The organism is Streptomyces sp. NBC_01750 (assembly GCF_035918095.1).
Lineage (GTDB): Bacteria > Actinomycetota > Actinomycetes > Streptomycetales > Streptomycetaceae > Streptomyces.
Map to the genome: position 1 here is coordinate 2,718,312 of NZ_CP109137.1, position 12,914 is coordinate 2,731,225.

At 68.1% G+C, this 12,914-nt stretch carries 7 protein-coding genes; 2 read left to right on the forward strand and 5 right to left on the reverse strand.

Annotated elements, in window-relative coordinates; genetic code table 11:
• Positions 1 to 95: 95 nt before the first annotated feature.
• Both OG966_RS12280 and OG966_RS12285 read right to left on the reverse strand, forming a co-directional pair.
• Positions 96 to 299, reverse strand: a complete 204-nt coding sequence (locus OG966_RS12280) for a DUF397 domain-containing protein (RefSeq protein WP_326649603.1) — start codon at positions 297 to 299, stop codon at positions 96 to 98.
• Positions 296 to 1,126, reverse strand: coding sequence for a helix-turn-helix domain-containing protein (locus OG966_RS12285; protein WP_326649604.1), 831 nt, complete (start codon positions 1,124 to 1,126; stop codon positions 296 to 298). The genes OG966_RS12280 and OG966_RS12285 overlap by 4 nt, the downstream gene beginning before the upstream one ends.
• A 206-nt stretch (positions 1,127 to 1,332) precedes the next feature.
• On the opposite strand from OG966_RS12285, the gene OG966_RS12290 reads away from it, so the two are divergent.
• On the forward strand, positions 1,333 to 1,893 hold the full coding sequence (locus tag OG966_RS12290; RefSeq protein WP_442806805.1) for an ATP-binding protein: 561 nt from the start codon (positions 1,333 to 1,335) through the stop codon (positions 1,891 to 1,893).
• On the opposite strand, the gene pglX is transcribed toward OG966_RS12290, so the two are convergent.
• Both pglX and pglW read right to left on the reverse strand, forming a co-directional pair.
• Complete coding sequence (pglX, locus tag OG966_RS12295) at positions 1,820 to 5,431, reverse strand: BREX-2 system adenine-specific DNA-methyltransferase PglX (protein ID WP_326649606.1); 3,612 nt, start codon at positions 5,429 to 5,431, stop codon at positions 1,820 to 1,822. The genes OG966_RS12290 and pglX overlap by 74 nt on opposite strands.
• Positions 5,428 to 10,125, reverse strand: coding sequence for a BREX system serine/threonine kinase PglW (gene pglW, locus OG966_RS12300; protein ID WP_326649607.1), 4,698 nt, complete (start codon positions 10,123 to 10,125; stop codon positions 5,428 to 5,430). The genes pglX and pglW overlap by 4 nt, the downstream gene beginning before the upstream one ends.
• A gap of 509 nt (positions 10,126 to 10,634) precedes the next feature.
• Between pglW and OG966_RS12305 the strand changes: the two genes are divergently transcribed.
• Positions 10,635 to 10,763, forward strand: coding sequence for a DUF6408 family protein (locus OG966_RS12305; RefSeq protein ID WP_220141422.1), 129 nt, complete (start codon positions 10,635 to 10,637; stop codon positions 10,761 to 10,763).
• A 52-nt stretch (positions 10,764 to 10,815) separates the two neighbouring features.
• Here the strand turns inward: OG966_RS12305 and OG966_RS12310 are convergent, their stop codons facing one another.
• A complete protein-coding gene (locus OG966_RS12310; RefSeq protein ID WP_326649608.1) occupies positions 10,816 to 12,822 on the reverse strand; it encodes a DUF2075 domain-containing protein in 2,007 nt (668 codons plus the stop codon).
• Positions 12,823 to 12,914: the final 92 nt, after the last annotated feature.

The window sequence follows — 12,914 nt, forward strand, 5'->3', positions numbered from 1 at the left end:
GCGAGGGCTGCTGAAGGTGCTGCGGAGGCGGACATGCGCAGGGCCCTCGGCAAGCACATGCCCACCGGAAGGCCCTGCGATCGGTGCCACCTCTGTCAGAGTGCCGCGAACTCGACGAACGCGGTCCACGCCGTGGGTTCTACGGCGAGTGCGGCGCGGGTTGTGTCCTTCGAGTCGCGGACGTGTACGGCGCCTATCGCAGCCGCGACCTCAACGCACTGGCCACCGTCACCAGCGCTGTAACTGCTCTTGAACCATGCCAGGGCATCAGTGTCCGGCCCCGCCTCTTCCCCGCTCATCTCTCTCCCAGCAACCTTTCGACCAACGCCAGCGATTCTGTCGGAGTGTGGGCCTGCGCGCGAAGGATCCCGTACGTACGCTCAAGCTCCCGCACCTTGTGACGCTCTGTGTGCACACGGCTGTCGCCTTGTACCTCCGTGTACGCGATCCTGCGCCCATCCTTGGCTTCCATCAAGGTGAACGGTCCAGCGAGTCCCGCATGTTCCTGGCGGGACAACGGCATCACCTGGATTACCACGTTGCGCTTCTCCGCGATCAGCATGAGGTGCTCCAACTGACCTCGCCAGACAGCCTCTCCGCCGAGCGGCCGGAGCAGGACAGCCTCCTCGATCACAAAGCTCAGATGCGGCGCAGGGCGTCGGGAGAAGATCTCCTGCCGTGCTAGTCGTGCGGCTACTCGCTGCTCCATGAGCGCTTCGTCCAACAGCGGCTGCCACATGGCGAACACCGCTCGCGCGTACTCCACCGTCTGCAGCAGGCCGTTGACCAACTGAGTGTCATACACATGCAGCTCGACGGCCTCGGCCTCCAACTTGGCCGCATCCCGAAAGAACGCCGGATATTGAGCCCGAGCCACCTCCTCCTTGCTCGCGCTCAACACCCCACCGGCGTCCAGCACTTCATCAGCCTGGTCGATGAACTTCGGCGGCGAGATACGTCTCCCCTGCTCGAACGACGCGATCGTCGAGGCCGAGTACCCGGTCAGCGACCCGAGCTTCGCGCGGTCCATCCCCGCGCGCTCCCGGAACAGTTTCAACTGCCGTCCGAACATGCACAACATGCCTGTCCCGACCTCATACTCCGGCTGCTGAACCTCGCCGTCCACGCCGCGACTCCTCCCGTACGACCACCACAGCCACCGGACTCCGCCCGCCCAACGCGCGGCCTGGGAACCGGTCACGCCAGACACCACGTACAAGCGCACCGCCGACGTGTACAGCCCGTACCCGTCAGCGCATCGCTCCTGTTCAACGCTACGCAGAGTCCGCAACCGTTGACCGCATGAAGTCAGCAACTCCCCCGAACGGGCATATGCCACAGCGCCCCGCACCCGAACGCGAGTTCACCATGCGCTTCACCTCAACGTCGCGCGGTGCCCGCCTCGCCCGCCGACTCGTCTCGCACCGCCTGAACGACTGGGGCCACCCCTACACGACCCCGGTCAACCAGACGCTCACCCTCATCACGGCGGAACTCAGCGCCAACGCCGTACGCCACGGCCACGTCCCCGGCCGGGACTTCCACGTCCAACTCACCCTGGCCGAGGACACCTTCCGCATCGAGGTGACGGACACCCGCGCCGAGAAACGGCCCCCGGCCAGTCCCCCGGCGACCGACTCGCTTTCCGAGTCCGGCCGGGGCATGCTTCTGGTCGCCGCCCTCGCGGACGACTGGGGCGTCAGCCCTCGCCCAGCAGCCCCGGGCAAGACCGTGTGGGCGGATCTGCACGTGCGGACCCAAGGCCACCCGCTCACGCACCGGGTGGCCCTTGAACCGACGGACCTCGATTTACTCCTGGCTACTGCTTCACTGCTGCGCGACGACCTCGGGTCGCGGCCGGAGGACGCCAGCCACGGAGATCGTCGTCAGTGAGTCCGTGCTCGCCCTGCTTCTGCTGGCGGTAACCAGCGAAGAAGTCCGCCGGGGAGCCGCTGTAGAGCATGTCGAACTCGTTGTGCCACTGGGACAGCCACGGCTGGAGTTCCAGCAGGCCGGCGAGGAACGGCGTGATCTCCTCGGTGGACAGCGCGGTGTTAGTGAAGTACGTGGCGAGGGCCTGTGCCTGCTCCCGGTGGTCCCAGCCGGCCCACCCGTACAGCTCAGGGGTGGCGGCGTTGGCCTGCCCGTAAGAGATGAACCGCTCCTTGGGCACGTCGAGCTTGCCGCGCGCCCTCCAGTAGGAGGGGCGGAGGAAGTCGGCCGAGGTGTACTTCGGCGGCACAGGGATGGAGTCCCGGATCTTCCGCTTGGCGGGCTCGTCGGGCGCGGCATCCTCCTTGCGTTGGAGGTCCCACACCTCTTCCCAGTCGGCGCGCTTCTTCAGACCGGCGGGCTTGTAGCGCAGGGCGGAGAGGAACGGCACGTGCTCGTCGCTGATCAGTTCGGCGACAACCTTCGCGAGTTCCTTGCGGGGTGCGTAGAGCTTGGCGACGGAGACGAAGTCCTCGTCACGCGAGAGCGCGTCGGTGAGGCGAGCCAGGGTAAGGATGGTGGGCTGACCGTTCTCGTCAGACCAGAGGTCACGGTTTTCCATGCGTTCGAGCAGCCAGGAGCGCAGGGCCTTCTCCTGGAGTGCGTCCCAGCCCTCGGCGGCCCAGCGACGTTTGTACTCGGGGCGCTCGACCATGCCGATGGCGCGGTTCGACTCGATGGCGTCGATCCGCTTCTGGACGATCTGCCTGTAGGCGGCGGGCCACTGAGCAGGGAGCTCCGTGATGGGGGTGGAGCCGTGCCGCTTGAACCACTCGCCGCTGGCCTCGCCTGCGGCTACGCGGCGGGCGAGGACGATCTCGAATGCGCGCTCACCGAGGTTGAGCGCGGGCATGTTGGGATCGTCGGGATCGTTGGAGACGCGGAGGTCCTCGGACTGAAGGTTGTAGAGAGAGTAGACCTGCCAGTCCAGCTCCTCCTGGAGAGCGACCATCCGCGCGCGTGTCAACTCCCAGCGGGAGGCGGCCTCTCGCAGGGTCGTGGCAGTCGGAATAGCCTGGGCTGCCACGGTTGCAGGGCTGACAGCAATGAGCTGCTGAGCCAGATCATCGAGCGCGGTGCCGAGTTTGGTGGGGTACCCAGCGGGGAGGGGGAACTCTTCCAGCTTCGTTCCGGTGAACTCGAACCGGTGCTCCCAGAATTCGTCCGAGATTCCACCACCGATGCCGCCATTACCTTTTGACTGACTCACTTGCTTGAGCCAGAATCCAGCCGCTGAACTGTTAAGCAGCCCAAGCAGCCGCAGGTACTCCTCCTCGCCCGCCTCCTCCCGCAATTTGATCACTGGTGCGGACCTGTTGAACACCTTCCCGCCTCGATCCAACACGAAGTGGTTGCACGTTGCAACGAATGCAAAGGTAATCAGACGATCCGCGTTGAGGCGGTCTTCTTTGTAGTAAGCGTAGTTGGACCATGGGATACCACGCTGCTCCTTCGTCTGACCGAAGTACAGAGTGTTTCGAAGGATATGGCGCCCGGGCCACAAAGCCCTCGACTCCAATAGTTCACGATCAGTCCGGTTGGTGCCGATTGGATAGATAGCGTCTACGCCAGGCAAGCTGACCCAGTCTCGAATCTGATCTCCCTCCAAGAACGGCCGCATAGGTGCACCATGTACAGGCACCCAGGCAGCGAGCGGCCGAGGGAAAGAGTAAAGATCGTCGTCGCCAGTGATCGCCGAGAATCCGCTACTTTCGGTCAATTCTGCAAGCTTCTTGACCGCAGCCGCCTGAAGCTGCTCGACCATCTCCAGACCGCCATCAGCTAGAACCCAAGGCTGCTTGCCAAAGTATCGAGCGCGCTCAAGATCGTCGACGGACACCCATTGGCTAACGGAACCAGGCTTGTCGATCTGCTCAAGGATTGCTTGCCAGACCAGCCCCTCCTCGGCGTTGTCCGGCGCGGACGGCTCACCCTGCACACTGCGAACGGTCCGGATGACCGGCGATCGCCCATCGCCACCCCGCTGCCTGCCCACGAGAATGACCGTCGGCGTCCCGTGCCCCGGAATGTACGCACCCGAGGTGTCGATGACCTCGGTCAACTCCACCGTGTGCCCGAAGTATCCCTCAATGAGCTTCGCCCCGAACTCCCGCTTCATGAACGAGTTCGCGGTGATCTGCCCGACCATGCCGTAGCCGCGTCCCTCAGCATCTCCGCGCTTGGCCAGTTCGAAGAACCGCTGGGCGAACGGCACCGACAGTGCATACTTGCCCGCACACGCCGGATACAGCTCCCGGTAGAGAACGTTGAGTGTCTTGTCCTTGACCGTGATGTACGGCGGGTTCCCCACCACCACGTGATACTGCCCCGGCTGCAAGACGTCCGGGTACTCGTGCAAGTCCTCCGTCGCGTACTTGAACTCGGCCAACTCGTCCACGAAGTCCTCGTCCACCCCGCCGAACAGGTTGCCCTGCTGGGAGCGGCGGGACTTGATCAGCGAGTCTCCGACCGCCAGAGATACCTGCCAGTCGTACTTCGCCGCCTTCGCCAACGTGCGCACACCACCCGCTGCCATCGCCGCAACCAGCAACCGGAACCGAGCAATAGCCACCGCGAACGGATTGACGTCCACACCGTGCACCGACTTCAGCGCGGCCGCTACCCGCTCATGTGCATCCTTGCCCGGCTGCCCCTCCCCCCACAGCCGTACCAACCGCCGAAACGCCCCCAGCACAAAGTGCCCCGACCCGCACGTAGGGTCGATCATCTTCAGTTCCTCGTACCCGAACTCCCGCACCGCAGGATTCATCGTCCGGTCGAGGATGAACTCCTCCACGAACTCCGGCGTCTGAAGCAGCGCGTACGTCTTCCTGGCAGCCTCACTCAGGTCCTGGTACAGGTCGCCGAGGAACCGCGTGTCCCACCCCTCCGTACCGTCCTCGTTCAGCGGGTCGGTGAAGTCATGGACGAGGACACCACCCTCATCCCTCCCCCGCCAGAACTCGACCAACTCCCGCGCACCATCATGCGAAAGCGGAACCTGGAAAAGCGGGTTGTGCCGCTTATCAAAAAGCAGCCGACCCGCCTGCCCCCGCCCCAGCTCCTCGAACGCCTTCTCCAGCCACCCCCGGTACGTCGGATCCTCGTCCGACTCCACGTACGCGTCGTACCGCGACTCCGCCAGCTCCCGCCGGTCACCGTCCGGCCCCGTCAGATACGGCTCCGGGATCAGCCGGTTGTCCTCGCAGAACCGTACGAACACAGTCCCCAGCACCCACGCCACCGCGACCTGCGTGACCCGCTCGTCCAGCCACGACGTCCACGTCGCCGCCGTACGCCCGAGCTTGCGCGCCTGGTCGTACTCGGCCCTCAGCCGCGCGCCAACATCACCCAGCGCCTTCACCTGGCGTCCAAGGTCGGTCTCGACCGCCTTGACCTGCTGCTTCAGGTCGTTCAACAGAGCCTTGCGGTCGATCACTTTGCGTCTCCCTCGACACCACTGGCACTAGCCACAACCTCGCCGGACCCGCGATGGGCGTTGCCCACCCACGTGTCCGGAAGCTGAATCCACTCCCCCAGGCCGGCCTGGTACGGCACGGCCACCTGCCCGAGCCGGGGCTCGCGCGAGGGGTCGCTCTGCGGGACCAGGAGCCACAGCCCCCGCCCGCCCCGCCGGGCCGCCGACGCCAGCCGGTCCAGGACGCCCATCGCGTCGTACCGCGCGAACACCCCGGCTTCCGTCAGCAGAACAGGCCCGGCCCCGCCACCACCGTTGCCCAGCAGCTCCGCGATCCGGGGCTCCACCGCGCCCCACGCCGTCCGCGCGTACTCCGCGAACCGCACCGCGCCCTTCGAGCCCGGCTCGGCGGCGTCCGCCTTGAGCAGGGTCTCCCAGGTGGGCTTGGTGCCCGGCGTCACCTGCGCGTGCAGGGCCTCCAGGAACAGCTCGGTCACCGACACCGCCCGCGTGCCCAGTCGCCCCGCACCCAACTCCCGTACCGCGTCCCGCACCAACTGCTGCCGTACGGTCAGCACCCGGTACCCGTCCCGGCGGGCCGACGCGAGGAGCCGTTCCTCCGCACGTACCGCACCCGCGAGCTGCGGGTCGTCGGCGTACCGCGTCACCGCACCCGTACGCGTCGACTGCCGCCACGCACCTGTAGTCAGGTAGCTCGACGCGTCGTCCACTCGCGTCGGCAGGTAGCGCAGCACGCCCTCGCGTTCGTGCATGCTGAGCGACAGTTCGAAGCCGGCGTCGCGCAACGCCTTGGTGAGCGGGCCGCCCGTCGGCAGTTCGTGGTGCGTGCCGCCACGCCCGTCAGGAGCGACCATCTCCGGGAAGCGAGCACGGACCCGCTCGTGCACGGCCTCGCCGGTCAGGCCCGGCTGCTGCCCCTCCGGCATACCCGGGATCCAGCGGACGAGCCCGGCCTGCGTGAGGCGCAACGCCCTGACGAGCGACAGGTCCCGCGGGTAGATCTCCAGGCGTGGCGTGGCGGCGGCGTTCACGGACGCCGCCGCCGCCAGCTCCACCATGCGGCGCTCGTCCCAGTCCACCGCGCCCGGCGGCACCGTCAGCGCGCCCAGTTCGGCGAGCACGGTCGCCGCCGTCGGCAGGGTGTCCAGCCTGGCGAGCCGGTCGGCCGTCTTGCCGAGGCGGGTCGCGTACTCCAGCAGGCCGGGCGCGGTCGGGGTGTCCGGGCCGTCGTTCTCTCGTACGTCGAGGGCGAGCAGGCCGGCGCCCAGGGACTCGTCCGTCGCCTTGCGGTTCGGCTGGTGCTGGAACTCGGCCTCCTGCGGGGCCAGTTGCTCTACCTCGACCACGGCCCGTACGGCTGCGAGCGCCATCGCGCGCCGCTGCTCGCGCCCCGCGAGGTGCGTGCCGCGCCGGACCGCCAGGGCGTCCGCGATCTCCACCGCAGAGGCGACCCGGCCCATGCTCAACAGCAGGTCGATGATCTCCTCGCGCAGTGCCTGAACGGCGGGCTCCGCCTTCCAGCGCTTGCGCTCGTCCTTGAGCATCTGCGGGATACGACCCTGGCTCAGCCCAAGGCCCTCCGCGACATCCTTCTGCTTCGGCCAGACCCCGATGTCGGGCAGCACGCCGTGCTCGTCGGGCAGGCGCAGCAACAGCCGTACCATCTCGGCCTTGTTGCGGTTGGAGCCGTTGTTGTTGACGGCGGGTACGAAGACGGTGGCGAGGGTGTCGAGGCTGACGGAGCGGAGTATGCGGGGCGACAGTGCGCTCGCCGAGGCGCCCGTGGCGAGCTCGCCGACGAGGGCGGACTCGGCTGCGGTGAGCTGCTCCAGCTCCTCCTTGGCCTCGGCTCGGCCCTTCGGTGTGAGCGGTGAGACGGGGATCTCGCGCAGCCGCTCGCCCCACTCGCGCTGCCGCTGCTGGACCTCGTTGCGGGTCTTGGCCCCCAGTCCGGGGGCGTTGACGAGCTTGCGGCGGCTGTAGTCGAGCAGTTCGCCGACCGTCGTGATGCCCAGGCCGTACAGGAAGGACTGGGCGGCGGGCGTGAGGCCTGAGACGGTGAGCGGGGTGTCGCGGGTGACCTCGGCGGCGAGGCGGTCGCGCTGCTGCTCGGCGGTCTCCGGCTCGGCGTCCGCGATCGCCGCCGCGGCGGCGCCCTCGGCCGGTGTCCCCTCCTCCGTGGCCGTAGCGGCCGGGTGACGGGAACGGTGGCTGGACGGGACGGTCTGGGAGGCGTCGAGGAAGACCTTGCGCCAGGCGTCCCGCATCGGCTTCAGCTCGGGGAACCGCCGGCCGGCGTCGCGGTGCAGGGCCTTCTGGAAGAAGGCGACGAGACCGTCGCGTACGGCCGGGTCGAAGGCCTCGGCCGCGATGGTCGGGTACGTCCACTCCTTGGCGTCGGTCATACGGGGCAGGACGCTGCCGTCTCCCCACTTGGGCAGCTCGCCGGAGGCCATCTGGTGCAGGGTGACGGCGACGGCGTACCGCTCGGCGTGCGAGTCGTACGAGCCGCGGGTGATGACGTCGACGAAGGGGTCGAGGTAGCCGTCGGTGCCCGCGTTGGTGCTCTTCGCCGGGTAGCCGGCGAGGGAGAAGTCGATGAGGACGAGTTCACGGGTGCGGTTGGGGCGGATACGGATGGCGATGTTGTCGGGCTTGATGTCGCGGTGCCAGACGCCCTCGCCCTCCAGGAAGTCGACGGCTCCGAAGAGGTAGTCGCCGTAAGCCTCCAACTGGTCCACCTGGAGGCGGCCGTTGTCGCGGAGCTGGCGGGCGACCGTCTCCTCACGGCGGCGCGGGCGGCCCGCGCCCTCGGTGCTCTGCCCGTTGTCGTCGCGCTCGTCGCCGACGTACTCCAGTGCCAGGACGGTACGGCCGCCGATGTGCAGCGGTTCGGGTTCGACGAGGCGGATGATGCCGGAGTGGGGGCGCAGGCGTCCCATGGCCTCGGCCTCGCGGGCGAGGATCTCGCTGCGGCTGTCGGAGAGGGCGACCTTCAGGACGGCCAGCGGGCGGGTCCTGCGGGCTTCGGCCTGAAGGTCGCGGACGAGGAAGGCGCGGCTGGTGGAGCCGGTGCCCAGGCGGCGGCGGATCTCCCACCGGCCGGCGAACACGTCTCCGGCGACGGCCTCCAGCGGGTCCTTGTCGGCGGCGGTCTCGTCGTCCTCGTCGGCCGGCCCCTCCGTAGCGGTGGCCGCCTGGGCCGGGGCAGTGAGGGAGTCCTCGACGACCTCCAGCAGTTCCAGGAACTCGTCCACGCTGGACAGGCGTTGGCCCGGCCGGTAGGCGGTGGCGGCCTGGACCAGCTCGTCCACGTCCTCCGACAGTCCGTCCACCAGGGAGCTGGGGCGCAGGCCCTCGCCCGCCTCCAGGCGGGCCAGCAGCTCGGCCTGGCTGGCGGCCGGCGCCTTGCCGGTGACCAGCAGGTAGGTGAGGACGCCGAGTCCGTACACGTCGAGGTGGACCGGGTCGGGGTTGAGGGCGGTGAGTTCCGGGGCGAGGTAGGCGTCGGCGTCGTCGGCCAGGTGCATCGCGGACAGGGCGGTCGGCGCGAAGCGGGTCATGCCCTGGCCCTGGGAGGAGTCGCCGCTGCGCTGGGTGGCGATCTGCCAGTCGGAGATCTGGAGGTGCGGGGTGAGCCAGGCGGCCTCCTCCCCCACGGCCCGGCCCTTCCCGCCGCGCGGCCGGGGGACGACGAGCACGGAGCGGGCGGCGAGCGCCCGGTGGTGGATACGGCTGGAGTGCGCGGAGCGCATGGTCTCGGCGATCTGGCGGACCAGTGCCATCCGGCCGAGGATGTCCAGCTTCTCGCCGTACTGGACCAGGTACTCGTCCAGCTTCAGGGTGTCCGGGTGGTAGTCGAAGATCAGCGCGGGGCCGGCGGCGTGCCCGGAGGGGAAGTACTGCTTGAGCTCGACCACGCCCGGGTGCTTGAAGCGGCCCAGCACCGCGGCTTCGCGCCGGGCGGCGTTCTCGACGGACTGGCGCAGGGAGGCGTCGGAGCCGCGCTCGCTGAGGTAGATGCGGACGCGGGCGGCCTCGGGGAGGTCGCTGTGGCGGGCGAGGTAGTCCGCCCAGGTGGGCCCGGAGTCGAAGGACTTCCGCTCCAGCTCGTACGGGCCGACCTTGTACTGCGCGTCGCTCTTGCGGATGCCGATGTTCTTGAGGGCCGCCTCGATCTCGCGCGAGCCGATCGCGGTGACGCGGCGCCGCTCGTCACGCGGAGGCTGCCCCAGCATCTCGACCAGCTCGTCGACGGTGTACACGCCGTTCTGGTCGTGGGCGGGCAGGCGTACTCGAAGGCTGTTGTCCGTGAAGCAGACGGCCTCCGCGACCCAGACCCGCTTGCCGCCGGGCAGCGCGAGCAGGCCGGCCAGTTCCTTGGCCTTGCGGTTGACCAGGTGCAGCGGGTTGCCGTGCGTACGGCGGCGGCCGCCGGGTGTGGTCTGCACCCAGGTGCCGTTCTCGGAGGCGACCGAGCCGTGCCAGTCCTTCAGTTCGATCATGCAGACGCCGCCGGGGGCGACGACCAGCAGGTCCACCTCGCGGACGTGTCCGGTGTTCGCGGTGAAGGTGAAGTTCGACCAGGCACGCCAGGGGTCGGAGTCCGACAGCTTCTCCCGGATCGCGTCCAGGCCACGGCGTTCGTGATCGAACTCGGACTGGGTGACCGTGACCCACCGGCCTTCCCGCATGCCTCTTCCCCGCTCCTCGTGTCCCGCAAGGGCGACCGTTCCCCGTGGTCAGACCCTTGACGCAAATCCTAGTGGCTGGCCGTGCCATGAAAAGAGACGGTGAAGGACGGGAGTATGGAACATTCCCCCCTTATCCCCCAACTCCGGTGACTTGTGGCGCGTGGACCACCAATATCCTGGAGCCTCGCCCACCCCCTCAGGTGAAAATGCGCAAACTCCACACAGTCGATGTCACCGCGATCGACGCCGTTTCGCCCCCCGGCGCCATCGCGTCCGGCGCCCGGGCGGAGACACCGCGGCGTCCAAAATCGATCTGCGTCAACTGGCGCGTGCACTAACGTGGTTACCTGCTGCGCACCTTCCCGGAGGGTACGTCGGCGGTGTTTTAGGTGCCGGTCCTCGGCGATGAGCGACGAGTGGTCTCCACCGCGTGCCACACGCGGTGTGACTGCGGATGCCCGGTAGGGCGATCCCTGCCATTCCCAGCTCACGCTCAGGAGTGGAAACCGATGAACCCCGTTGAGTACAAGCTTGCACGTCGTGACCGGATTCGTCAGATTCTGGTCGACGTCACGGTGGGAGTCATCACCAATCTGCTGGTGACGGCCCTTACCGTGGTAGCGCGCCTGGTCTTCTGACCGGCAGGTGGCGGGCCCGGGCGCCCGCCACTCCACCTACTGGTCCACCGTTTCAGAAAAGACGCATCTCTCCGGGCGGAGTGTCCTTCTTCTGACGCTTCCTGCGGCGGCGCCCTCCTCGGCCGGGACGGGGCAGATGTGGCTGTCGCGCCTGCTCCGGCAGACTCTCCCAGGTGGGTCGCAGACCGTGGATCTCGACGTCGCCGACGAGCCCCTTCAGGTAGTCCCGGGTCTCCTCGTCCGTGGAGTAGAGCACGGTCGCCCGGCTCGCCCTGGTCATCAGCACGTGGTACGCGTGCCGGACGAGGCGGGCGAACTCGTCATCTTCCACGCTCTTCGGCTTCACCCTGGGATCGAACGACCCGGGAACGGCGACCCGCTTGACGCCCGCTTCCTTGTCCGCCGTCTCCTTGCCCCGGCGGAACACCCAACGGTCGCCCCGGCGCACCATGTCCTCGCCCATGATCACGCCGCACCAGTCCCACTCCAGGCCCTGCGCGGTGTACACACAGCCGATCTGGCCGAGACCGTTCTCGTGCACGGACCAGATCTTGGAAGGCGGGACGGTCTTGTTCTCGCAGAAGGAGTCGCTGTCCGCGTTCCACGGCCGGTGCCAGTCACCGATCCGGACGTCGGGCTCAAGTCGCTTCTCCTTGCCCAGGGGCTTCGTCCAGGGCCAGCAGTATCCGGCGACCATGCGCGCGGATGCTCCCGCCCCGGCCTCGGAACGGATGATCCGCTCGAGTTCCTCCGGGCTGTCCACGACCTCGACATGCATCAGTCCGTCCGGGGTCCACAGCTCCGGCTCCGCGTCGGACACTCCCAGCGCGCCGCGCACCCAGCGGATGTAGGCGTCGCTGCCGCCGCACCGGAACTGTTCCCGCAGGCTGCTACGGACCAGGTGGGCGTCGTAGCGCCGTGCCGCGTCCTCCACGAGAGCGGCGGTGCCGACCTCCTGCGGGCGCACGGACTGACCCTCGTCGAGGAAGAACACCGTCAACCGGGAGGCGTCGAGGAGCTCGTCCACCTGAGGCTTGGTGCCCCAGTCCTCGGGTTTCCAGAAGCGGTTGGTGGAGCGGTCGCGCAGGCGGTGGGCCTCGTCGCAGATCAGCACGTCCAGCGGCGGGTCGGGCGGGGTGACGAAGTTGCTGAAGTAGGTGAAGGTCTCCTTGAACTCCCGGTCGCCGAAGCCGACATGCTCCTGCAGCGCGCCGTTGAAGGCCCTGCTACCGCTCGCGTACTTGACCGTGCGACCCTCCGCCTCCAGTTCGGCCTTGAGCTGGAGGCCGATGGCGCTCTTGCCCGTGCCGGCACCGCCCGTGACGAGGAACACCACCCGTCGCTCGTCGGGGAGGAGCGCGGGCCGCCGGGGATCGGGAAGCACCTTGGCGGCAGTGTCGAGGATCTGGTCCGCGACCTTCTTCTGACGGCCGCGCAGGGTGAAGACCGTGTCCTCGCCGCTGGAGCGGATCATGGCGTCGAGCAGCGGGGTGTTGCGCAGGCCCATGCTCCGTAACAGGATCTCGGCCGCCGAGTCGGCACCGTCGTCGGCGAAGCTGCTCCGCAGGTCCGACAGCAGTTGGGCGCGGCGGTCGCTGGTGTAGACACGGGCGTAGGAACCGGTCGGCGCGTCCACGCCGACCAGCGGGAGCACCGCGGCGTCGGTGGCGTTGTGCAGATAGGCGAAGCCGCCGCACTCGTAGTCCAGTCCGTGCAGCGGCCCTCTGTCACTTGTGAACGCCTCGTAGTATTCGCGCAGTTGCAGCGCGGGATGCTTCTTCTCCCCCATACCGGGGACATGCACCAGTTCCGCGGTGGCTCGCTCCACCCGGGTCACCGTCGACCAACGCTTCAGCTCGACGAGTTGGACGGACAGCCCGTTCTCTTTGGGATGATGCCCCACGAGGACGACGTCGATGAGCCGCGGGTCCCCAGCGCGGTCGGTCTCGTCGAGCGTGGCCGCGCACTCGACGACCATCTCGACGTTCCCACGGTCGGCGGCGATCAGATCTTCGGCAAGATGAACCAGGCTCTCTGCCCAGGCGGAACGTTCAGGCAACGAAGCGTCGGTGCTGAGGAAGTGCTTCCACCTCGCGGCGAGGTGGGGCACCATACGGCGTCTTGAGTTCAGGTTCAGCAGATCTCGCGCTG